Below are 22,418 nucleotides of genomic sequence, written 5' to 3'. Positions count from 1 at the left end.
GGGAGAGCCGGTACCACCGCGGATCAGGCCTTGACCGCGGTGCGCCAGCCGGGGTGGTAGGTCTCGCGCGCCATCGCCGAGTACGGGGCCGGGCTCACGATCGCCCGCACCGCCAGCTGTTCGTGCGGCTGCACGGTGGTCTTGCGGCTGCCGCCGTCCGGTTCGCCCCAGACCACCTTCACCTCGGCGCCGAGCGGGACGTCGGGGTTCACCGTGGCGAGGGAGAGCACCTTGCGCTCGTTCGTGCTGTATCCGGTGAACAGGGACAGTCCGACGACGTTGCCATCCGCGTCCAGCACCGAATCGAAGTTGGACGAGCCGTAGTTGGCGTTGGGCAGGTCGAAGAACTGGTAGTCGGGGCCGTCGTCGACCAGGTAGGACAGGGCCTTGGCGACGTCCTCGGCGTTCCAGGCGAGCGTCACCTTGCGCCGCTGGGCCGCCGGGTCGACGGCCGCCAGCGCGTCCCGTCCGACGAAGTCGTGGTCGAACTTGACGAAGGTGCCGTAGCCGAGCTCCCACGGGTTCAGGTAGTAGTCCTCGATCTTGTCGGACACGAAGCTGCCGGCGATCGCGTTGGTCGCCTCGTAGCTGTCCGCGCCCAGCCATTCCCGGTACGGGCGAAGATCCTCGTGGGTGTAGACCGCCGGCAGCGGCGAGGGGATCCAGCCGGACTCGAGGGTGTTGCACGAGTAGGCGCGCGAACCGCACGGCTCGATCCCGAACTCCTGTCCCGCCTCGAGGATCGTGTCGCGGATCTTGAAGTAGCTGTCGTAGGGACCCCAGATCTCCAGGCCCGGAGCACCCGCCATGCCGTGGCGCAGCCAGCGGACCCGCTCGCCGGCGATGGTCATGTAGCCCATACGGAAGAACTTCACCTGCTCGACGGGAGCTCCGTTGAGTTTCTCGATGATCTTCCACGCGTTCGGGCCCTGGATCTGGAAGCGCCACAGGTCTCGCTTGACCGGGAGGCCGTAGGGCCGCATCGGCGAGCGCTGGTCGAGCCGGATGTCGAGGTTGTAGCCCGAACTGCCCGTCCACTGTAGATAGTTCGCCACCGGGGCGCGGCCGACGAACACGTACTCCTCTTCGGCCAGGTGGAACAGGATGCCGTCGCCGATGACGCCGCCCTCGGGGGAGACCGGGACGAACTGCTTCGCGGTGTCGACCGGAAACTTGGCCGTGCTGTTGATCCCGGTGTCGGTGATCAGCTTCAGCGCGTCCGGCCCCGACACGAACAGGTTGACCATGTGGTGCGTCTGGTCGAACAGTACCGCCGAGGAGGCCCATGCGATCGTCTCACGGCGCCAGTTCGTGAACTCCGCCGGGACGACCGGGTAGATGTAGGCCCCGAGCTGCGAGTTCCGGAGCAGTTCCACCGTGTTACCCGCTTGGTCCAACACTTCCTGCAGGTTCTTAGCGCTCATCTACCTACCCGTTCTCCCTGCGGCGCCATCGGCGATTCCATTCAGCAATAAGCTACGCATTGCGAGTGTCGGATGACATAGAGAAATGGCTGGTGTGGCACTGCCGTAACCGGCTAGGGCGAATGCGTCATTTGACGTAAGGCCGCCGCTGCGTTTGGGGCGTTCGCGCTGGCCGGCGGCTTAGCGGGCGCCTCGCGGCGAAGTGACGTCCGGCACACTTCGCCCGGGGGTTCCGGCCGGCCGGGTAGGACAATCGCGCGAATGCCTCGGTCATTTGTCGTGCACAACTCTGCCCCGATGCCCGAGGAAACGCGATCTCCGTTCGGCTCTACTGATTACGGGCGATGTTGGCGACGCGAGGAGAACCCATGACCACGCAGCGGGAGGCCGCCGGCTCCAGGCGCCGGCATTCGAATCTCGCCGATCTGGTACACAACATGAGTTATGAGGTGATGCCGTTCAGGAACACCGAGCGCGACGTGGTCGAGAACGTGCCGATCACCGTCCCGCTCACGGTCACGGTCACGGAGGCGAAGGGGATCGACACCACCCTGGATCTCGCCGAACGCCTGCTGGGGCACGGATACACCGTGGCGCCGCACCTGCCGGCGCGGCAGTTCGTCGACCAGAAGCACGTCGCCGACGTGGTGGCCCGTCTTCGTGAGGGCGGCTTCCGTTCGGTCTTCGTCATCGGCGGGGACGCGAAGCCCGTCGGCGAGTTCACCGAGGCATATGCGCTGCTCCAGGCGATGGAGGCGGTGGGGCATCCCTTCGAGGAGATCGGCATCGGCGGTTACCCGGAAGGCCACGCGGCCATCCCGCGGGACGCGCTCGAACTCGCCCTGAAGCGGAAGGCGACGACGGCGACCCGGATCCTCACGCAGATCTGCTTCGACGCCACCACGACCGCCACGTGGGCCGCGGGTCTCGCCGCCTCCGGCATCAACCCGCCGGTCCATGTCGGAATGCCGGGGCCGGTGAACCGGCAGAAGCTGATCCGGATCTCGGCCGGGATCGGCCTTGGCGCCTCGGCCCGGTTCCTGCAGAAGCAGCAGAGCCTGCTGTGGCGGTTCCTGTTACCGGGTGGCTACAACCCCACGAAGCTGGCCAAGCGTCTCGGCACCGCCGTGTCGAAAGTCACCAGCAACATCCGCGGCCTGCACATCTTCACTTTCAATGAGCTGCGGAAGACTGAAGTGTGGCGGCAGGAACTGCTGGCCGCGATCTCCGAAAAGGACGGCCGGCAGTGACACACACCACCATCGCGGTGGCGCGCGGACTCGCGAAGGGACATACATGAGTGAGCTGAACGACAACGACTACGGTCGCCTCATCGTGCAAGGCGCGGACCGCCCGGGGATCGTGGCCACCGTGTCGAGCGTGCTCACCGACCAGGGGGCCAACATCGTCTCGCTCGACCAGTCCTCGAGCGACCCGTCCGGCGGGCGGTTCTTCCAGCGCACCGTCTTCCACCTGCCCGGCCTGTCCGCGCGGATGGATGCGCTGAACGCCGCGCTGGAGGCCAAGCTGACCGGGGAACTGGAGCTCGACTTCCGGCTCGTCGAGGCGAAGAAGCGCAAGCGGGTCGCCATCTTCGTGTCCAAAATGGATCACTGCCTGCTCGACCTGCTGTGGCGGCAGCGGCGCGGCGAGCTGCCGATGATCGTCCCGATGGTGGTGTCGAACCACGCCGACCTCGGAGACGAGGTCCGGCAGTTCGACGTCCCGTTCTTCCACGTGCCGGTGGAGAAGGACAACAAGGCGGTCGCCGAGAAGGAGCAGTTGAACCTGCTCAAGGGCAACGCCGACCTGCTCGTCCTGGCCCGCTACATGCAGATCATCTCCGGCGAGTTCCTGGACGAGGTCGGCATGCCCGTGATCAACATCCACCACTCGTTCCTCCCGGCCTTCATGGGCGCCGGGCCGTACCAGCGGGCGAAGGAGCGCGGCGTGAAGCTGATCGGCGCGACCGCCCACTACGTGACCGAAGATCTCGACGAGGGCCCGATCATCGAGCAGGACGTGATCCGCGTCTCGCACCGGGACACCGCGCGCGAGCTGCAGCGCAAGGGCGCGGACGTGGAGCGGCTGGTGTTGGCCCGGGCGGTGGCCTGGCACTGCGAGGATCGCGTCATCCGGGACGGCAACACCACCGTTGTCTTCTAGAGACAGCGGCTCCGCCGCTTGAAACACCACCTAGCCTGCCGAGGAGATCGATTGACCGCGCAGATTCTGGACGGGCGCGCCGTTTCCGCCGCGATACTCGAACGCGTTCAGCGCGAGGTGGCGGAGTTCGTCGGCTCGCACGGCCGCGTTCCGGTACTGGCAACGGTGCTGGTGGGCGACGACCCCGCCTCCCACACCTACGTCCGCATGAAGGCCAGCCGTTGCGCGAAGGTCGGCATGCGGTCGCAGCGTATCGAGCTCGACGAGACCATCAGCACGGAAACGCTGGTCAACAAGATCCGGGAGCTGTCCGACGACCCCGAGGTCGACGGGATTCTGTTGCAGCATCCCGTGCCCGGCCATATCGACGAGCGTGCGGCGTTCGAGGCCATCGCCCCGTCGAAGGACGTCGACGGCGTCACCCGCACCTCGTTCGCCACCATGGCGTTCGACGAAGGCGGCTTTCGGTCGGCGACCCCGGGCGGGATCATGGCACTGCTGGATGCCTACGACGTTCCGCTGTCCGGAAAGCACGCCGTGGTGGTCGGGCGTAGCCCGATCCTCGGCAAGCCCGTCGGCATGCTGTTGCTGACGCGGGATGCGACGGTCACCTACTGTCACTCCCGGACCGTGGGCCTGGCCGACCTCGTCGCCCAGGCGGACGTGCTGGTGGCGGCGGTAGGGCGGCCGGAACTGATCCGTGGCGAGTGGATCAAGCCCGGTGCCGTCGTCGTCGACGCCGGTTATGCCGGCAACAAGGGCGACGTGGAATATGCGGCGGCGGCCGAACGGGCGTCGCTCATCACCCCGGTGCCCGGTGGCGTCGGGCCGATGACGATCGCCACCCTGCTCGCGCAGACGATCAAGGCGGCACGCGAGCACGGATCCGCAGGCCACCTCGGGACCTGAGGTTCGGACGCGAGCGCGCAGCCGGTACCGATAGCATGGGGCGCGGCGACAAGGAGCCCGCATTCCATGACCGACCGTGACAAGGCGCTTCGCGACATCGAAGGCAGTCTGGACCGACCCTCGGCCGCCCGCGTATATGACTACTTCCTCGGCGGCACGATGAACTACGCGATCGACCGCGCGTTCGCGCAGAAGGTGCGTGCGGTGGTGCCGCTGCTGCCCGACTACATGCGGACGAGCCGGCAGTTCCTGCGCCGCACCGTGCGCCGGTGCGTGGAGCTGGGCGTCCGGCAGTTCGTGGACGTCGGCTCCGGGCTGCCGACCGCGGGCAACGTGCACGAAGTCGCCGACGAAGTCCGCCCCGAACACGACGTCCGGGTCGTCTACGTCGACAACGAGCCGATCGCGCTGGCGCATTCGACCCTGCTGCTCGCCGAGTCCGCCGACCCCCTGCGGCACAAGGCGATCGCGGCCGACTTCCTGCGGCCGGCGGAAATGTGGGAACGCGTGGCCGAGGCCGGGGTGATCGACCTCGGCCAGCCGCTGGCCCTGGTGGTCAATGCGGTGCTGCACTTCATCCGGGATTCCGACCGGCCGGAAGCCGCACTGGACCACTGCCGCGCCGTCCTCGCCCCGGGTTCGCTGATCGTGCTGTCGCAGATGACGAACGAGAACCCGCGGACCGAGCAGGAACGGGACAACCTCGCCGCGCTCGTCGCCTATTACGACGGCACGACGAACCCCGCCCAACTGCGCACCAGGGAGGAGTTCGCGCGGTTCTTCGACGGCTGGGAACTCCTGTCGCCTGGCCTGGTCTACGCACCGGCCTGGTATCCCGACGAGACCACGGTGTTCGCCGACGCACCGTCGGAGTCCCGCGTCATCGGTGGCGTCGCGCGCAAACCCTAGCTGGGTAATTGGATGGTCGGCTCCGGCCGAGCCCCCGTAAGCTCGCGAACATGCCGGAATCGGACTATCTCGCGGTCAACCTGCCGCTCTGGGACGAGCGGGTCGCGATCCACGTCGCGAGCGATTTCTACGACGTGGCCGGATTCAAGGCCGGGGCGTCGAGCCTGCGGGAGTTCGAGTTGGTCGAGGTCGGTGCGGTCACCGGTCGTCGCCTCGTTCACCTGCAATGCCATTTCGGGCTCGACACCCTGTCCTGGGCCCGGCGCGGCGCCGACGTGACCGGACTGGACTTCTCGCCGAAGGCGATCGAGGCCGCCCGCACGGTTGCGGACGATGTTGGCTTATTCGCCCGCTTCGTCGTTGCCGACGTGTATGACGCCGCGACAGTCCTGGGCGAGACATACGACATCGTCTACACGGGATTGGGCGCGCTGTGCTGGCTGCCCGATGTGGACCGGTGGGCGAAGGTCATCGCTGATCTCCTTGAACCGGGCGGGTTTCTCTATCTAGCCGAATTCCACCCGTTCGCCGACACCCTCGACGAAACCGAGGGACGCACGGTCACGTTCGACTATTTCGCCGAGGGGCCGCAGGTGTGGGACGAGCCGGACGCGGGGAGCTACGCGGACCCGCAGGCCCGCGTCCGGCACACCCGGTCGATCGAGTACGCGCACGGGCTGGGCGAAGTGGTCACCGCGCTGGCCGCGGCGGGGCTGCGCATCGACTTCCTGCACGAGCACGACTACACGCTCTGGCCGCGGTTCGCCGTGCTGGAGCGGGATGGCATCGCCTACCGGCTGCCCGCCGAGCGACCCCGGGTTCCGCTGATGTACTCGATCCGCGCCACGAAACCCCGGTAACTCCCAGCGCAACAGCCGTGTCCCCGCCTCAGGCCCCCGAGTTCCCGCTTCAGGCCCCCGAATTCCGGACTCAGGCGCCTCAGTTCCGGCTTCAGGCCCCCGAGTTCCCGCTTCAGTCGCCCGAGTTCCGGGCCCAGGTGTCCGAGTTCCGGGTTCGGGCGCCTGAGTTCCCGCTTCAGGTGTCCGAGTTCCCGCTTCGGGCGTCTGTGTTCCGGGTTCGGGTTGATGCCCGAACCCGGGAGTCAGGCGCTTGCGGCGGGTTGTTCATCAGGAAGGGGGTCCTGGCCGAGGAATCGCTGTCCGTTGCTGGCTCCGGCCCGTACCGCGGCGAACCCGTAGTCGATCATCTCCGACTCGTAGGCACGCAGCGCGTTAAGGAGATCGTGGCCGGCCGCGGCCGTGCGCAGCGCGGTGGTCAGCCGGTCGGCATCGCGCAATGCGGCGCAGGCGCCGGCCCCGGCTGCCGGGCTCATCGCATGGATGGCGTCGCCGAGCAACGTAACCTGGGTGGTGGCCCACCCTGCGACGGGAATGCTGGTGCGCAACGGAAGCGCGAACACGGAGGCCGGGTCGCAGGCGGCGATGATCTTGCGTACCCGCGGGTGCCAGGTCCGCACGGCGTCGGTGATGATCGCGTGCAGTTCCTGACCGCTCATCGAGCGCAGGCGGGTGTCGGCATCGCCGAACCATTCGCGGCGGGCACCGAACGAGCAGGTCATGTAGTCCGAGACCGGCGGCAGGCGCAACTCGGGGGCGATCCGGGCGGCGGCCTGCTGGGGACGTTCGGGAAACTGCACCGGCGCGACGCCCACGAATGTGCCGTCCTGGCCGGTGATCGCGGTGAAGATGCCGAGCATCCGGTCGTCGAACAGCGGCCGAGTGCGGTCGGACAGCGGGATCATGCCGTAGAGCTGGCGCACCCCGGTGTCCATGATCCGGGCGTGCGGCAGGTACTGGCCGCGTACCGCGGAGTTCACTCCGTCGGCGGCCACCAGCACGTCGCCACCGGCGTGGCTTCCGTCGGCGAAATACGCGGTCACCCGGCCCTGCGAACCGATCTCGTAACGCTGGAACCGCGTGCCGAACCGGACGATGTCCTCGAGGCCGGCAAGCAGGATCTGCCGCAGCACCAGTCGGTCTACCGCGAAATGCGCCGGCTCTTCGGGGGTGTCCTGGGTCAGGATGTGGTTGAGCTGGTCGTCCAGGAGCACGAACTGCGGGTTCGGGGTGCCGGCGGTGGCCAGGAACAGCTCGAACAACCGTGGCGGTAGCAGCCGGAGCAGGGCATCCCGGGCGTGGGCGTCCAGGTGTAGCCGGTAGCCCTGGCGACGCGCGGTGAGCGAGGTATCCCGTTCGTAGACGGTGACCTCGATTCCCGCCTGGCGCAACCCTTGCGCCAGCGCGAGCCCACCCAGGCCGGCGCCGATGACAATGACGTGCGGACTCGACATGAGCACAGTCCCTTTCGTGCAGCAGCAACGGAAGGGACGCACAGGTCGCACCCAGTCGGATGTGGTGTGAAGCGCGTGGCGCCGTCCGGACTAACCCATACCGGACCGTGTCTTCGCGCGTCCTCGTTGATCACCGTATCACGGGTTCGGCTGAACCAGGCCGGCCGACCACGCGGCCCGCTCGGTGACCAGACCATCCGATTTGGACACTGGGACGCGGCGTGCCGTGTGGTGTCTTCGGCGGACGCTCGTTCGCCGACACGCACCAAGCTGTTATGCGGCAGGCCCGCCGACTGTGGGGGCGGCGGAAGCGGCGGCCCTGGTGGCGGGCGCGGCGCTGCGGCTTCCGGGCGCGGAGATGGGGACGTTGCGCATGGCAAGGAGAGCGGCCAGGGCGAGAAGTCCGGCGATGGTTCCGCTCCAGGCGACGGTGGAGCCGATCGCCGACGCGGTGGGTGCGGCCGCGGTGTGGAGGCTGATCAGGGACTGGGCGCAGGCCAGGCCGAACGCGCCGCCGATCTGCTTGGTGAGGGCTGAGCCCGCGGTGGTCGTGCCCATGTCGTCGTGCGGGACGCAGTTTTGGGTGGCGATGGTGATGCCGCCCATGGCCGGTCCGGTGCCTAGTCCCGCGATGAGCAGCCAGACGGAGGTCAGCGCCGGGGATGTCGCAGTGCCCAGGGTGAAGAAGGCGACGGTGCCGAGGGTGAGGAGTCCGGCACCGGTCAGGAGAGCGGGCTTGGCGTGGCCGCTGCGCAGAACGGCGGTGGCGGTGAGCCGGTTGCCCAGCGTCATGCCGATCAGCAGGGGGAGGAGCAGGAATCCGGAGACGGTGGCCGAATAACCACGGACGTACTGAAAGTACAGCGGCAGGAAGACGCCGAGGGGCAGCGCGGCAACCTGGAAGAAGAAGCCGGCGGCCAGCAGCGCGGCGTAGGTGCGACGGCGGAACAGCCGCAACGGCAGGATGGGGACCTCGGCGCACCGCTCGACGGGGATGAGCAGGGCGAGCAAGGCCAGACCACCGAGCAGGCAACCGGCGACGGTGGGATCTGTCCACGTCATCGGGAGCCCGGCGGATGTGTTGCCCTTGAGGCTGAGGCCGGTCAGAACCAGAGAGAGACCGGCGGTGAGCAGAAGGATTCCGGCCGCATCGAGCCGGCCGGCCGGTGCCTTGGCGGGGCGACGGTCGGGCAGCGCGAGGGTGAGGATCGCCGCGGCGGCCAGGCCGATGGGGAGGTTGAGCCAGAATGCCCAGCGCCAACCGGCGTGGTCGGCCAGCAGGCCACCGACGAGCGGGCCGCCGACCAGACCGAGCACCATCATGGTGGCCAGCACCGTCTGCATGCGGATCAACCCCTCCGCACGGGAGGGCGGGTGGAGGTCACGGATCAGGGCCATGCCGAGGGTGAGCAGGGCTCCGGCGCCCAGGCCCTGCACCGCGCGGGAAATGATCAATATTTCCATGGAGCCGGCCAGTCCGCAGGCGAGCGAGCCGAGCAGGAACACGGCGAGTCCGCCCTGCAGCAGGCGGCGACGGCCGTACAGGTCGGAGAACCGGCCGTAGACCGGCACGCTGACCGAGGAAGTCAGCAGGTAGACGGTGACCAGCCAGGCGTAGGAGGAGCCGTCGCCGCCGACCTGCTCGATGATGCGCGGCAGGGCCGTGCCGACCACGGTGCCGTCCAGCATGGCCAGGAATGCGCAGCCCAGCAGGGCGAAGGTGATCAGCGTCCGGCGGCGGGGTGCGAGCTTGTCGTACGCGTCGGGTGTCATCGGGCCGCGGCGGGGTTGGTAAGTCCGGCGGGCCGGAAGAGGTCCACCAATTCTTCCTTAGTGGGGGGATCCGGGGCGAGGAGCAGGGGTTCCCGGTCGAACCGGGAGTCAGTTGAAGAGGTGTCAACCACGCACCTACCGTACGGAGTGAGCGCTCACTCCGTCAACAGGGAGGCGTCAGGCCGTTTCGCGTTCGTCGAACTCCGTGGCGAAGCGGGAACTCGGGTGCCTGAACCCGGAACTCAGGGGCCTGGAGTGGGGACTCGGGTGCTTGGACCCGGAACTCGGGTGTCTGGAGCGGGAATTCGGGCGCCTAGGGCGGGAACTCGGGTGCTTGGACCCGGAACTCAGGTGGCTGGGACGGGAACTCGGGCGCCTGGGGCGGGAATTCGGGTGCTTGAAGCGGGGACACGGGTGTTTGCGTCGGGTTCAGTGTTTCGGCGGTTTGGCAGGGGGCGACCAGTCATGGGTCGGGTGAGTCCAGATAGGACGGTGGGGGTGGTAGGAGGTGGCCCGGGGGTGGGTGCATGGGCGTCATGACCTTGCTCAGATCCCGGCGCGGCTCAGATCCGGGCGCGTTCGGCGACGGCTTGAACGTATTCCGGGTTGCCGAGTCAAGCCGAGTCCACAATGGACATTTGCCGCTCGTCCCCGGCTCAGCGCACCCGCAGGACGTTCGCGGAGTCCTTGAAAGTCCACCAGTACGCGGTGCCGGCCGCGGACGATGTCCACGGCCTTGCCGAGCGACTGGTGCGCGTGGGCCGGCTCAGCCGTGCAACGATTCCACCGCGTCCGGCATGCCGGGCACGGGGTCGGAACCGATATTCGGGTGTTCGGCGTAACTCACGCGTCGGCCCCCTCGACCGGCCCCGGCCGGTTGCTGGAGCGAGTTCCGCAGCTCCTGCTCCGTTTCCTGGTAGGCGCGGTGGGCCTGGCCGGCCCCGTCGTTGGTGTCCTTGGTCTTTTTCTTCAGCTCGCCGAGGCCATAGCGCCAGTTGGGCGGGAAATCCTCGGCCGCGTCGTCGAGATCCTTGGTGCCGATGCACCGTCCGCGGACTTCAACGCGTCGAGCGCGGACTCCATCCTTCGCCGACTGCTGAAGTGTCGTGATGAACTGCTGTAAGGCGTCGAGGTCAGCCTGGAAGAACCCACTCGGCGGGGCCGGTTACCAGCCGCTGGGCGTTACGCGACGGCGGTGGCGCTGGGCTTGGTGAAGGCCACGAAGATCTGTTGTACCACGCGCACGATGACGGCCTCGAGAAGCAGCATTCCCGCCCTGGCGAGGACCGTGGCGAACAGTTCAGGCATGGAAAACACTCCTGTTCCGATGTCTTTCTACGGTGCCAGGGTCGAGCACGTACGTGTTGTGCAGGCGGGGAAAAGGTAAGGAGAAGGTGAACTCGGGAGGAATGTCCGCTTACCGGGAGATCATTTTCCGGAACGGGACCCGCCACAGCAGTTCCGCGCCGCCCGCGGCGCCGGACGCGCCGGCGGCGATGGCCCACTGGTGCGGCAGCAGGGGGCGGCAGCCGAAGAACTGGCTCAGCCCGGGCACCTGCACCACCGTGCCCAGAACCACGAGCGAGGCGAGCCCGGCGCCGACCACGAGGGGAGTGCGCCCGCGGATCGCGATCGTCTGGGCGAGCTGGCCGCCGACCAGCGAGACGAGTGCGGTGGTGCTCGCCTGGCCCGGGGTGGAGGCCGGCCGGGCCAGCATCCAGCCGGCCGTCGCGGCACCCGCGGTGACCGCGGCGCGCCGGTAGATGTCGTGCAGCATCGCGCCGCCCAGCGAGGCTTCCGGCCCTTCCTCGAGCAGTTCGTCCGCGGTCACGTCGGGTGGCGGACGCACGGCGACGGCCATCGCCGGGAGGACGTCGGTGAGCAGGTTGACCAGCAGCAACTGGCGGGCGTTGAGCGTGTCGCTGGTGCCGAACAGGCCCGAGAGGAGCGTGAAGGCGATCTCGCCGAGGTTGCCGCCGAGCAGGATTCCGACCGCGTCGCGCACCGACGACCACATCGCCCGGCCCTCGAGGAGCGCGGCGGTGATCGTCTCGATCCGGTCGTCGGTGACGACGAGGTCGGCGGCCTCGCGCGCGGCGGGCGTGGCGCGCGAGCCGAGCGCGATGCCCACGTGGGCGAGCCGGATGGCGGGCGCGTCGTTGGCCCCGTCCCCGGTCATCGCGACCACCCGGCCGGCCTTGCGCAACTGGCGCACCAGGCTGGCCTTCTGTGTCGGGCTGACCCGGGCGAACACGCCGATCTCGGGCAACACCTCGGCGAGTGCCCGCTCGTCGAGCGAGTCCAGCTCGGCTCCGGTGAGCACCCCCCGGCCGTCGATCATGTCGAGTTCGGCGCCGATCGCCGCCGCGGTGCCGGGATGGTCGCCGGTCACCATCACCACGTCGACGCCGGCCCGCCTGAGCCGGTCCACCGCGGCGGCCGCGGTGGGCCGGACCCGGTCCGCGAGCGCGACCAGGCCGCGGAAGTCGAGGCGCTGAACCCGCTCGTCATCGAGCTCGGCCCGGTCCGACGCGCTGCGTTCGGCCACTGCGAGCACCCGGTAGCCGCGGCTGGCCAGCCGTTCGATCTGCCCCTCCACCTGCCGCAGCGCGTCCGCGTTGAACGGGTGGTACCCGTCCGGGCGCTGCCAGCGCACGCACCGGCCGAGCATGATCTCCGGGGCTCCCTTGGCGCTGAGCAGGAATCCGTCCGCGTGCCGCATCAACGTCGCGTGGTAGCCGCGCGCCGGTTCGAAGGCGATCTCGGTGATCCACTGCAGGTCCTGCATGCCGTGCCCGGCGGTGATGCCCAGCTCGCGCGCCCCTTCGAGCACGGCGCGGTCGGTCGGATGCGGCACGCGGGCGTCGGACTCCTGCCACGGGCTCGCCCGCACCGCCGTGGCGAGTACCGCTTCGAGCGCGGGCGTGAGGTTCGTGATCCTCGATTCGACGGCGCCGTCCGACACCCTCCGCAGGCCGATCCGGCCCTCGGTCAGGGTCCCGGTCTTGTCGAAACACAACACGCCGACCCGGCCGAGTGCCTCGATGGTGCTGGCGCTGCGCACCAGGACACCCTGGTGGGACAGCCGCCGCGCCGACGCCAGTTCGGCGACGGTGGCGACGAACGGCAAACCCTCCGGGACCGCGGCGACGGCGAGACCGACCGACTGGCTCAGTGCCTTGCCCAGACCACGTCCGCGCAACAGGTCCACACCCATCAGCAACGCCCCGGCGACGGCGGCGATCGGCAGGGTGCGGCCGGCCAGCTCACGCAGGCGCGCTTCGACGCCGGTCCGGGGCGCTTCGCCGGTCGTTCGCGCGCCGCGGGCGGCCTCGGTGCGTTCCCCGGTCACCACGACCACGGCCACGGCGTGGCCGGACGCGACGACCGTTCCCTGGTAGATCATGGACACCCGGTCGGCGACCTCGTCCGCGCTCGTGGCCTGCGCGGTCTTGACCACCAGTTGCGACTCGCCGGTCAGACTGGACTCGTCCACCTCCAGCCCGGTGGCCTCCATGAGCCGGCAGTCGGCGGGCACGGCGTCGCCCGCCCGCAACTCGATCACGTCACCCGGGGCGAGGTCGGCGGCCCGCGCCTCGCGCACCACACCTTCGCGGCGCAACCGGACCGGCGCCGAACTGGTTTCCAGCAACCGGCGCAGTTCCCGGTTGGCGCCGACCCGCTGTGCCCCGCCGATCAACCCGTTCAGCGCGAGCACGCCGGTGATCAGCAGGGCGTCGGTGATCGAACCGAGGCTCGCCGATATGCCGGCGCCGGCGGCCAGCGCCGGGGTCAGCGGGTTCGCGAGCTCGTCGGCCGACGCCTGCACGAGGCCGGTTTCGCCGACGTCTTCGGGTTCCGCGCTCCGGCCGTGCCGGCGCGCGGACTCCGCTTCCGTGAGCCCGTCGCGGGAACTGGACAGCAGCGCCAGCACGGCGCGTGGCGACATCTCGTGCCATGGCGTGCGATCGACGGGCTGTGGCGCCGGGCGCGTGCCCGCCGTGACGGCACGCCACGCCCCCAGTGCGATCGCCAGCATCCCGCCGAGGTGGACGGGCACCGAGGCCCGCGTGGTCGCCCCCGCGGCCGGCCCGAGCCCGCCCAGCAGCGCGCCGATCACCGATCCCGCGATGCACACGCGAGCCACGTCGGTGGAGGTCCGGCGGGCGACGCCCGCTGCCGAAAGAAGCAGGGCCACCTGGCCGGCGTCCGGGCAGACGACGTGGGCGTCCCACGGCACGGTGCCACCCGGGCCGTGCACGGCCAGGCCGACATCCGCCGCGGCCAGCGCGGCACGCTGCCGGCTGACCACCGCGACGACCCGCCCCTGGGCCTGCAACCCGCGAACCACCTCCGGCAGGCGGTGGCCCCCGGCCACCGCGCCGTCGGCGGGCAGCCGCTCGCGCAGCCCTGGCCGGCCACCGGCCAGCAGCACCGGCCCGGCCTGGCGTGCCGCGTCGAGAAGTGCCTCGGCCATCGGGTCGATCTCCGGCACGACCCGGACGAGCCCGACGGCCCGGTTCCCGCTCTGTAGCGCCAGCATCACATTGTCCGAAATAGACAGTTGCTGCGCGCGGCGCCGGACGTGGGCGGGGGAGGCGCCGTTGACCGGAGCGAGTACCCAGCCATCGCGTTCCCGGGAGACCTTGGGATGCCGGGTATCGAGCAGATCATGGGCCCGCTGCGACAGTTCCGTTTCTCCCAGCTTCTTCCCGACCGGCGCCACACTGTCCACAATGTATCGTCCGGTCGTCAGGATCGACCCGTCGAGCACGACGGTGTCGACGCGATCCAGGCGGCGCAGCGCGTCGGGTTCGAGCACCAGGCTGCCCGCCCGGGAAAAGTGCGTGTCGAGTTGGCTGGCGAAGGCTTCTCGTCCGACGAATGCCGCGCGCGGTGTACCGGATGTCAGGAGCGCCGTGGCGCGATCGGAGTTACGGGTCGCCACCAGCGCCGTCGCGAAACCGGCGAGCGCGGCGGCTACCGAGATGTCGGCCAGCCTTTCGATGGGACCGGCGGGCAGCGCGGTGGGGCGCGGCGGGCTCTCCAGCGCTGCGGCTTCGTGCAGTCCCGGCCGCCCGGCGGTCGTGCTTTCCCAGTGCTGCCAGGCTTGTTGCCGTGCCGTCACCTCGCGGTGCTGCAACAACCGGCGCGTCGTATGGGTCAGCAGCCCCAGCGGGCTGCGCGCGAGCGCTTGGCCGGTCGCGCCACCGATGGCGAAGATCGTGTCGGCCACCGGACGGCCCAGTTGTCGCGCGACGATGGCGCGAATCCGCGGTGACGACTCCGCCAGGGAAAACAGCGACGGCCATACCGTCGGCAGGCGCCCGGGCAGGGCCCGCGTCGCGACCGTGTAGCCGGCGCCGGCGAGGCTGATCCCGAGCGCGGCCAGTTCCCGGATCGCCGGGCCGGAATTCGCCGGATGGCGGGCGCTGGCGGGCGCCTGTCCGTAGCGGGCCAGGTCCCACTCCTGCTCGAGGGCCGTCACCACGTCGACGATGTCCCGCGAGTCGGTCACCTCGGGGTCACGGGTGATCACCGCGCGGCCCCAGTGCCCGTTGACTTCCACCGCGCTCACGCCGTCGAGCGCGAGCAACCGCTGCCGCAGCGCCTCGACGGCTTCCTCGGTTCCGGGCCGGTGCACGCCGCGGACCTCGACGTCCAGCCGGTCGCCGGCCGTCCGCATCCGGCGCCCGGTCGACGCGCCCAGGACCGCGCCGAGCGTGTCGGTGACGGGCTTGGCGAGCCGCGTGACAGCCGTCAGCATGCCCGTGAGAGCCGGGAGCGCCATCGACTACTGCCGTGGTGTGGGCACGCGGGCGTGTGCCGCCGCTTCGTGCTCCTCGCGCTCGCCGCGGTCGTGGCCGCGGCCCAGCACGGCGGCACCGACGCCGATCGCGGCGGCCACCGGCCACTCGATCATCTCGAAGGCGGCCAGCAGCATGAGACCGCCGTAGTAGGCGGCCTCCCGCGCGGACGGCATCAGCGATCGCGCGGTCTCGGCCATGTCCTCCCGGTTCGGTAGCTGTGGAACACGGAACTCGGCGGTGACGAACGGCAGGTCGACCTTCGCGGTGCGCGGTGTCTCGCGTTCCCGGGTCCTCCGCGCTTCGGTCGCCGGCTGCCGGGTTCTGGCCTTGGTGGGCATCGGCGCTCTCCTCGTCCGTGACTCTCGCGATTCTCCAATGCTACGTTCGGTCCAATATCAACTGAACAATTAAGCGTATTCGTGCTTGCGTCTTTCGGTCCAACGATGGCCTGCCGGCCTCCGGTCCACCGGTGCCCCCCGGTGGCGTCTACCTTGTCCCGTGCCCCGCTCAAGCGGTGGCCTGTTCAGCTCAACCGTGATGCGGACATTCGTCCGTAAGCCTTCGTCGTCCCGGCATTGGGTAGCTGTTAACGGCTTTGACACGAGGACTTGACATTCCGCAACCGTCAGAGCATCGTCACGCAGCACAGGCGACCGTACAGCGGACATATGTCCGTTGGCCACGACGAGGTGACCACATGAGCAATGAGCCGCGGGGTGCCGACTTCACGCCCGAGCGCCCGATCCTGTTCCGCAATGCGACCGTGCTGTCCATGGATCCGGCGATCGGTGTGCTGAACGGCGGAGACGTGCTTGTCCAAGGCGAACGCATCGAGCGTGTGGGACAGGGGATCGAAGCGCCGGAAAGCGCGGTCGTGATCGACGCGACCGGCGGAATCCTGATGCCGGGCATGGTCGACACGCACCGGCACATGTGGCAGACCGCGCTGCGCGGGCTCGGCGCCGACTGGACGCTTTCCCAGTACTTCGTCTTCTATTACCTCAACTGGGGCAAGATCTTCCGGCCGGAGGACATATACGCGGGGAACCTGCTTTCTGCGATCGAGGCCCTCGACGCGGGCGTCACGACCACGGTGGACTGGTCCCACGGACTGCAGACCCCCGAGCACGGCGATGCCGCTGTCGAGGCCCTGCGCGCGGTGCCCGGCCGGTTCGTGCTGGCCTACGGCAATCTGCTCGGCGCACCATGGGAATGGGCCAACTCGGCCGGATTTCGGTCCTTTGTGGACCGTCATTTCGCCACTCGCGACGACATGCTCGGGCTGCAGCTGGCCTTCGACGTCACCGGAGACGAGGAATTCCCGGAGAAGGGCGCGTTCGAGGCCGCGCGCGAGCTCGACCTGCGGGTCACCACGCATGCCGGCGTGTGGGGCGCGACGAACGACAACGGCATCCGGCTGATGTGGGAGCACGGCTTCATGAAGTCGAATGTCACCTACGTGCACGCCGCGACGCTCAGCGAGGACTCCTATCAGCGGATCGCAGCTTCCGGCGGCACCGTGTCGGTCTCCACGGAAAGCGAGCAGAGCGCGGGCCAGGGCTACCCGCCCACCTGGCAGCTGCGCCGTCACGGGATCGAAGTGTCGCTGTCCATGGACACCAGCGTGTGGTGGAGCGGCGATCTCTTCTCGGCCATGCGGGCCACGCTGTCGGCGGACCGTTCACGCGAGCATCTTGAAGCACACGGCGCGGGCGAAACCGTGGTACACAACAAACTCCGGTCCCGCGACGTGGTCGAGTGGGCGACGATCGGCGGTGCCCGCGCGCTCGGTCTCGACGAGAAGATCGGCTCGCTGACCCCGGGCAAGCAGGCCGACCTGGTGCTGATCCACAACGACCGCTCCCCGGTGATGTTCCCGATCCTGCACCCCTACGGTCACGTCGTTTACCAGGCCGGCCGCGGGGACGTGCACACGGTGCTGGTCAACGGGAAGGTCGTGAAGTACCGCCACGAGCTGGTCGGGATCGATCTCGACCGGGCTCGTGGGCCGGTGGAGGCGACGGTCGAGCACGCGCGCAAGGAGATGGGTGAACAAGCCTGGCAGCAGGCCATGGAACCGGAGATTCCGGAAACCAATGTGATCGCCAACCCCTACACCTACAGCGAGTACCGCGGCGAGGGCGTCGCCGTGCAGCACACGGAGTGATAGCCGAACCCGGAACTCGCGTGCCCGAACCCGGAACTCGTGAGCCTGGGCCGGGGACACGCGCGCGTTTTTGGCATGAGTGACTCGTTACTGTCGAAATTCGGCACGAACGGGTCACTCATGCGCGTCCGGCGGCCGACAGGGAGGCCCCGCGGCTGGGCTGGTCCGCGGCGAGGACGCGGAGGATGTCCTCCACGCGCTCCTTCGCGTCGCCGAACAGCATCTGGGTGTTCTCCCGGAAGAACAGGGGATTCTGCACACCGGCGTAACCCGCCGCCATGGAACGCTTGAACACCACCACGTTCTCGCTTTCCCACACCCGCAGGACCGGCATGCCGGCGATCGGGCTGGACGGGTCCTCGGCGGCGGCGGGGTTGACGGTGTCGTTGGCGCCGATGACCAGCACCACCGACGTGCTGGCGAAGTCGTCGTTGATCTCGTCCATTTCCAGGACGATGTCGTAGGGCACCTTCGCCTCGGCGAGCAGGACGTTCATGTGCCCGGGCAGGCGGCCGGCCACCGGGTGGATGCCGAAGCGCACCTGCACGCCGCGCTCGCGCAGCGTGCGGGTCAGTTCGGCGACCGGGTACTGGGCCTGTGCGACGGCCATACCGTAGCCGGGGGTGATGACGACGCTGCCGGCGTCGCGCAGAAGTCCGGCGGTCTCCTCGGCGGTGATCTCGCGGTGCTGGCCGTAGTCGGGGCCGTCACCGGCGGGCGCCTCGATCCCGAACCCGCCCGCGATGACCGAGATGAACGAGCGGTTCATGGCCTGGCACATGATGTAGGACAGGTAGGCACCGGACGACCCGACGAGCGCCCCCGTCACGATCAGGAGGTTGTTGTCGAGCAGGAAGCCCGACGCCGCGGCTGCCCAGCCGGAGTAGCTGTTGAGCATCGACACGACCACCGGCATGTCGCCACCGCCGATCGAGGCCACCAGGTGCACCCCGAGCGCGGCGGCCACCGCGGTCACCGCGATGAGCAGGCCTAGGCCCGGCTGGATGACGAACGCGACGGTCAGGACCACGAACGCGGCGAGCGCGCCGAGGTTGAGCAGGTTCTTGCCGGGCAGCATCAGCGGGCGGCTGTTGATCTTGGCGGACAGCTTCAGGTAGGCGACGATCGAGCCGGTGAAGGTGACCGCGCCGATGAAGATCCCGATGAACACCTCCGCGTGGTGGATGCCCAGCAGCGACCCGGAGATCTCCGTCTGGCCTGGCTGGGCCTCCACGTCGAGGTAACCGTTCCAGCCGACCAGCACCGCGGCGAGGCCGACGAAGCTGTGCAGCAACGCGATCAGCTCGGGCATCCCGGTCATCTCGACCCGCCTGGCGCGCAGGAGACCGATCACGGCCCCCGCGGCCATCGCGACGACCATCAGGGTGATGCTGGCGGCCTGGATGCTCTGCACGGCCACCCCGATCGTCGCGGCCAGCGCGATCGCCATGCCGGCGATCCCGAAGCCCACCCCGGAGCGGGAAGTCTCGTGTTTGGACAGTCCGGCCAGGCTGAGGATGAACAGCAGGGCCGCAACGACATACGCTGCGGAAGCGGCGGCGCTCATGGGTCAGCTCCTCGAGAACATGCCGAGCATGCGGCGGGTGACGGCGAAGCCGCCGAAGACGTTGATGCTGGCCAAAAAGATCGCGATGGCGGCCAGCACGGTCACCGCGGTGTGCTCGTGGCCGATCTGCAGCAGCGCGCCGACGATCACGATCCCGGAGATCGCGTTCGTCACCGACATCAGCGGGGTGTGCAGGGCGTGGTGCACCTTCCCGATCACGTAATAGCCGATGACGACGGCCAGCACGAACACGGTGAAGTTCCCGAGCAGCTGGCCGGGTGCGAACGCGGTGAGCAGGAACAGGACCGAGACCGCGAGGCCGGTGATCGCGTAGGCGCGGGCCGGGGTGAGGGTGCGCTTCCCACTGACACTGCCGTTGCCCGCCGCGGGCGCGGCGGCCGGGGGCGGCGCCGCCGGCGCGGCGGAGACCTGCACCGGCGGTGGCGGCCACAGCTTTTCGCCGTTGTGCACCACGGTGATCGACCGCTGCACGACGTCCTCGAGGTCGAGCGTGAGCTGGCCGTTCTTGCCCGGCGTGAGCAGCTTCATCAGGTTCACCAGGTTGGTGCCGTAGAGCTGCGATGCCTGGGCGGGCAGGCGGCCGGCGAGATCCGTGTAGCCGATGATCGTGACGCCGTTGGCGGTGACCACCACCTCACCCGCCACCGATCCCTCGACGTTGCCGCCCTGTGCGGCGGCCATGTCGACGATCACGCTGCCGGCCTTCATGCTCGCGACGTGCTCGGCGGAGATGAGCTTCGGCGCCGGGCGCCCGGGGATGAGCGCGGTGGTGACGATGATGTCCACGTCGGCGGCCTGCTCGGCGTAGATCTCGGCGGCCCGGCGGTCGTAGTCCGCCGAGGTCGCCTTGGCGTAGCCGTCGGTGCTGGCCTCCTGCTCGACGTTCACCGCGAGGTACTCGCCGCCGAGCGAGCGCACCTGGTCGGCGACCTCCGGCCGCGGGTCGGTGGCGCGGACCACCGCGCCGAGGCTGCTCGCCGCGCCGATGGCGGCGAGCCCGGCCACCCCGGCGCCGGCGATGAGCACCTTGGCGGGCGGTACCTTGCCGGCCGCGGTGACCTGGCCGGTGAAGAAGCGGCCGAAGGCGTGCGCGGCCTCGATCACGGCCCGGTACCCGGCGATGTTGGCCATCGAGCTCAGCACGTCCAGGGACTGGGCCCGCGAGATGCGCGGCACCGCGTCCATCGCCAGCACGGTGACCGGCCGGCCGGCCAGCGTCTCGACGAGGCCGGGGTTGAGACCGGGGGAGATCAGGCCGACCAGCGTGGCGCCCTCGGCGAGGGAGCCGATCTCGGCGTCGGAGGGTGCGTTGACCTTGAGCACGACATCGCTGCGCCACACGTCTTCCCGTCCGCCGATCTTCGCGCCCGCCTCGGTGAACGCCTCGTCGGTGAAGCTCGACTCCAGCCCGGCGCCGGACTCGACGAGGACGTCGTAGCCGAGGGCGAGGAGTTGGCGCACCGTCGCCGGCGTGGCGGCGACGCGGGTCTCACCGGGTGTCGACTCAGCGGGCACGCCGATCCGTTTGGGCGGAGACGCGGACGTCTCGTCGTCCAATTCTGGATTGTGCGATCCATTCTGCGTTTCTGGCATAGCCATCTCGTTTCTGCAGAGTTCGCTTGCGTCGCCGCCTCCGGCTCGCCACGCGGCCGGTACTGATCTAGATGAAAGCACGCGCCAGTGCACGACGCAAGCCGGTACCTGCGGAGATGGCGAGTTTTCCCGACTATGGATTAGACGTTCCAGAAGCCTTTTACACTGTCCGGTATGAGTTCTCGGATGGAGCGCCCCGTCGACACGATCGCGGTCGCGCGCAGGGTCGCGGAGAAACACACATGAGCGTGAAGAGTGCGGAATCGCCGGGTGCGCCCGCGCTGACCGTCAAGGGTGCGGACACCCGCCAGCGCATCGTCGCGGCGGCCGCCCGGCTGATGTTCGAGCGCGGGGTGACCGGTACGACCATGGAGCAGGTGCGCGCCGCGGCGCAGGTGAGCAGCTCGCAGATCTACCACTACTTCGTGGACAAGCAGGCGCTCGTGCACGCGGTCGTCGAGTACCAGAACGAAACCGTCGTCGGCGGTCAGGAGCTGACGCTGGCCGACCTCGACAAGCCCGCGGGGTTACGGGCCTGGTTCGACTTCCTCATCGCCGACCAGCACCGGCGCGGGCACCGCGGGTGCCCGGTCGGCCTGCTGGCGGGTGAGCTGGCCGACCTCGACCCGGGCGCCAGAACGGGCGTGGGTGCGGCGTTCACCCGGTGGGAGGAAGGCATCCGGGCCGCCTTTCGCGACATGTACCGCCGCGGCGAGTTGCCGGTGAACGTCGACGCGGACGGGCTGGCCACCGCGACGCTGGCCGCGGTCCAGGGCGCGTTGCTGCTGACGAAGGTGCGGCGCACCACCGAACCGCTGGAGCAGACCCGGGACATGCTGCTGGACCACGTGGCGCGGCTGACCGAGTCGGCCGTCCGCGCCGTTGGCACCCGTGTCCCCGGTCCAGGCGCCCGAGTTCCCGCCTCAGGCGTCTGAGTTCCCGCCTCAGGCGTCTGAGTTCCCGGTCCAGGCGTCTGAGTTCCCGCCTCAGGCCGGAACACGGCGGCCTCAAGCGGGAAGTCAACGTCCTGAAGCGGGAAGTCAACGTCCTGAAGCGGGAACTCGGTGACCTGAGGCGGGAACTCGGCGTCCTGAAGTCGGAATTCATCGATCTGAGGCGGGGATTCGGTGGCCTGGGGCGGGGACACGGAGTTTCAGGCGCCGGCGAGCAGGGTCACGCCGACGGTGAGCATGGTGATGGCGACCAGGCTGTCGAGGATCCGCCAGGACGACGGGCGGGTGAAGAATCCGGTGAGCAGGCGCGCACCGAAGCCGAGCGCGGCGAACCAGCACACGCTGGCCAGCGTGGCGCCGAACGCGAAGTTCCACCGCAGCGGTCCGTGCGTGGCCGCGATCGAACCGACCAGCAGCACGGTGTCCAGGTAGACGTGCGGGTTGAGCCAGGTCAGGGTCAGGCAGGTGAGCGCGGCCCGGCGCGCGGAGCCGATGGTCGTCCCGGTGGTGGTCAGGGCAGCGGGCCGCGCGATCCGGCGGGCGGCGAGGACGCCGTAGCAGATCAGGAACACGCCGCCACCGACGCCGACCACCCGCAGCGCCGTCGGCTCGGCTTGCACGAGCGACCCGACCCCGGCCACGCCCAGCGCGATGAGCAGGGCGTCGGAGGCCGTGCAGATCGCCACCACAAGCGGCACCGCCTCGCGGCGGATGCCCTGCCGCAGCACGAACGCGTTCTGCGCGCCGATGGCGACGATGAGCGAGAGACCCGTGCCGAACCCGGCGGCCACGGCGAGCAGGACGGCTGTCACGCG

General features: G+C 69.4%; 17 protein-coding genes. 8 read left to right on the top strand and 9 right to left on the bottom strand.

Features of this window, described 5'->3' with window-relative positions; translation table 11 throughout:
- Positions 1-23: 23 nt before the first annotated feature.
- Complete coding sequence (gene ligM, locus A3CU_RS0102145; RefSeq protein ID WP_027940862.1) at positions 24-1,424, bottom strand: vanillate/3-O-methylgallate O-demethylase; 1,401 nt, start codon at positions 1,422-1,424, stop codon at positions 24-26.
- A 368-nt stretch (positions 1,425-1,792) separates the two neighbouring features.
- Here ligM and A3CU_RS0102140 point away from each other — a divergent pair, with 368 nt between their 5' ends.
- From A3CU_RS0102140 to A3CU_RS0102120, 5 genes are all read left to right on the top strand, one after another.
- Positions 1,793-2,674, top strand: coding sequence for a methylenetetrahydrofolate reductase (locus A3CU_RS0102140; RefSeq protein ID WP_027940861.1), 882 nt, complete (start codon positions 1,793-1,795; stop codon positions 2,672-2,674).
- A 46-nt stretch (positions 2,675-2,720) separates the two neighbouring features.
- On the top strand, positions 2,721-3,590 hold the full coding sequence (gene purU, locus A3CU_RS0102135; RefSeq protein ID WP_027940860.1) for a formyltetrahydrofolate deformylase: 870 nt from the start codon (positions 2,721-2,723) through the stop codon (positions 3,588-3,590).
- A gap of 51 nt (positions 3,591-3,641) precedes the next feature.
- On the top strand, positions 3,642-4,499 hold the full coding sequence (locus A3CU_RS0102130; RefSeq protein WP_027940859.1) for a bifunctional 5,10-methylenetetrahydrofolate dehydrogenase/5,10-methenyltetrahydrofolate cyclohydrolase: 858 nt from the start codon (positions 3,642-3,644) through the stop codon (positions 4,497-4,499).
- A 66-nt stretch (positions 4,500-4,565) separates the two neighbouring features.
- Complete coding sequence (locus A3CU_RS0102125) at positions 4,566-5,408, top strand: SAM-dependent methyltransferase (RefSeq protein ID WP_027940858.1); 843 nt, start codon at positions 4,566-4,568, stop codon at positions 5,406-5,408.
- Positions 5,409-5,458: 50 nt separating this feature from the next.
- Positions 5,459-6,268 (top strand): class I SAM-dependent methyltransferase, encoded by an 810-nt coding sequence (locus tag A3CU_RS0102120; RefSeq protein ID WP_027940857.1) that lies wholly within the window; start codon positions 5,459-5,461, stop codon positions 6,266-6,268.
- A gap of 242 nt (positions 6,269-6,510) precedes the next feature.
- Here the strand turns inward: A3CU_RS0102120 and A3CU_RS0102115 are convergent, their stop codons facing one another.
- Both A3CU_RS0102115 and A3CU_RS43180 read right to left on the bottom strand, forming a co-directional pair.
- Complete coding sequence (locus tag A3CU_RS0102115) at positions 6,511-7,719, bottom strand: FAD-dependent oxidoreductase (RefSeq protein ID WP_027940856.1); 1,209 nt, start codon at positions 7,717-7,719, stop codon at positions 6,511-6,513.
- Between the two features lie 273 nt (positions 7,720-7,992).
- Positions 7,993-9,492, bottom strand: coding sequence for an MFS transporter (locus A3CU_RS43180; RefSeq protein WP_052371376.1), 1,500 nt, complete (start codon positions 9,490-9,492; stop codon positions 7,993-7,995).
- A gap of 724 nt (positions 9,493-10,216) precedes the next feature.
- Here A3CU_RS43180 and A3CU_RS43175 point away from each other — a divergent pair.
- Entirely contained in the window at positions 10,217-10,615 is a 399-nt protein-coding gene (locus A3CU_RS43175) for a hypothetical protein (RefSeq protein ID WP_027940855.1), read from the top strand.
- Between the two features lie 59 nt (positions 10,616-10,674).
- Here the strand turns inward: A3CU_RS43175 and A3CU_RS55050 are convergent, their stop codons facing one another.
- The 3 genes from A3CU_RS55050 to A3CU_RS43165 all read right to left on the bottom strand — a co-directional run bounded on the left by A3CU_RS55050 (position 10,675) and on the right by A3CU_RS43165 (position 15,640).
- The gene (locus A3CU_RS55050; protein WP_281174074.1) at positions 10,675-10,800 is read right to left on the bottom strand and encodes a hypothetical protein; all 126 of its coding nucleotides are present in this window, start codon (positions 10,798-10,800) and stop codon (positions 10,675-10,677) included.
- Positions 10,801-10,909: 109 nt separating this feature from the next.
- Entirely contained in the window at positions 10,910-15,283 is a 4,374-nt protein-coding gene (locus A3CU_RS43170; RefSeq protein WP_052371375.1) for an HAD-IC family P-type ATPase, read from the bottom strand.
- Between the two features lie 3 nt (positions 15,284-15,286).
- The gene (locus A3CU_RS43165) at positions 15,287-15,640 is read right to left on the bottom strand and encodes a hypothetical protein (RefSeq protein WP_052371374.1); all 354 of its coding nucleotides are present in this window, start codon (positions 15,638-15,640) and stop codon (positions 15,287-15,289) included.
- A gap of 359 nt (positions 15,641-15,999) precedes the next feature.
- Between A3CU_RS43165 and A3CU_RS0102085 the strand changes: the two genes are divergently transcribed.
- Complete coding sequence (locus tag A3CU_RS0102085; protein WP_052371373.1) at positions 16,000-17,469, top strand: amidohydrolase family protein; 1,470 nt, start codon at positions 16,000-16,002, stop codon at positions 17,467-17,469.
- 118 nt (positions 17,470-17,587) lie between these two features.
- Here the strand turns inward: A3CU_RS0102085 and pntB are convergent, their stop codons facing one another.
- Entirely contained in the window at positions 17,588-19,036 is a 1,449-nt protein-coding gene (gene pntB, locus A3CU_RS0102080; RefSeq protein WP_027940853.1) for a Re/Si-specific NAD(P)(+) transhydrogenase subunit beta, read from the bottom strand.
- Between the two features lie 3 nt (positions 19,037-19,039).
- Positions 19,040-20,614, bottom strand: coding sequence for a Re/Si-specific NAD(P)(+) transhydrogenase subunit alpha (locus A3CU_RS0102075; RefSeq protein ID WP_027940852.1), 1,575 nt, complete (start codon positions 20,612-20,614; stop codon positions 19,040-19,042).
- 278 nt (positions 20,615-20,892) lie between these two features.
- Here A3CU_RS0102075 and A3CU_RS43160 point away from each other — a divergent pair, with 278 nt between their 5' ends.
- Positions 20,893-21,585, top strand: a complete 693-nt coding sequence (locus A3CU_RS43160) for a TetR/AcrR family transcriptional regulator (protein WP_052371371.1) — start codon at positions 20,893-20,895, stop codon at positions 21,583-21,585.
- Between the two features lie 218 nt (positions 21,586-21,803).
- Here A3CU_RS43160 and A3CU_RS0102065 read toward each other — a convergent pair whose 3' ends face one another.
- On the bottom strand, positions 21,804-22,415 hold the full coding sequence (locus A3CU_RS0102065; RefSeq protein WP_027940851.1) for a LysE/ArgO family amino acid transporter: 612 nt from the start codon (positions 22,413-22,415) through the stop codon (positions 21,804-21,806).
- Positions 22,416-22,418 lie beyond the last annotated feature (3 nt).

Source organism: Amycolatopsis taiwanensis DSM 45107, from assembly GCF_000519205.1.
Taxonomy (GTDB): Bacteria; Actinomycetota; Actinomycetes; order Mycobacteriales; family Pseudonocardiaceae; genus Amycolatopsis_E; species Amycolatopsis_E taiwanensis.
Note: the sequence above shows the minus strand (reverse complement) of the source record. Positions and strands in the feature narration are given on the sequence as shown.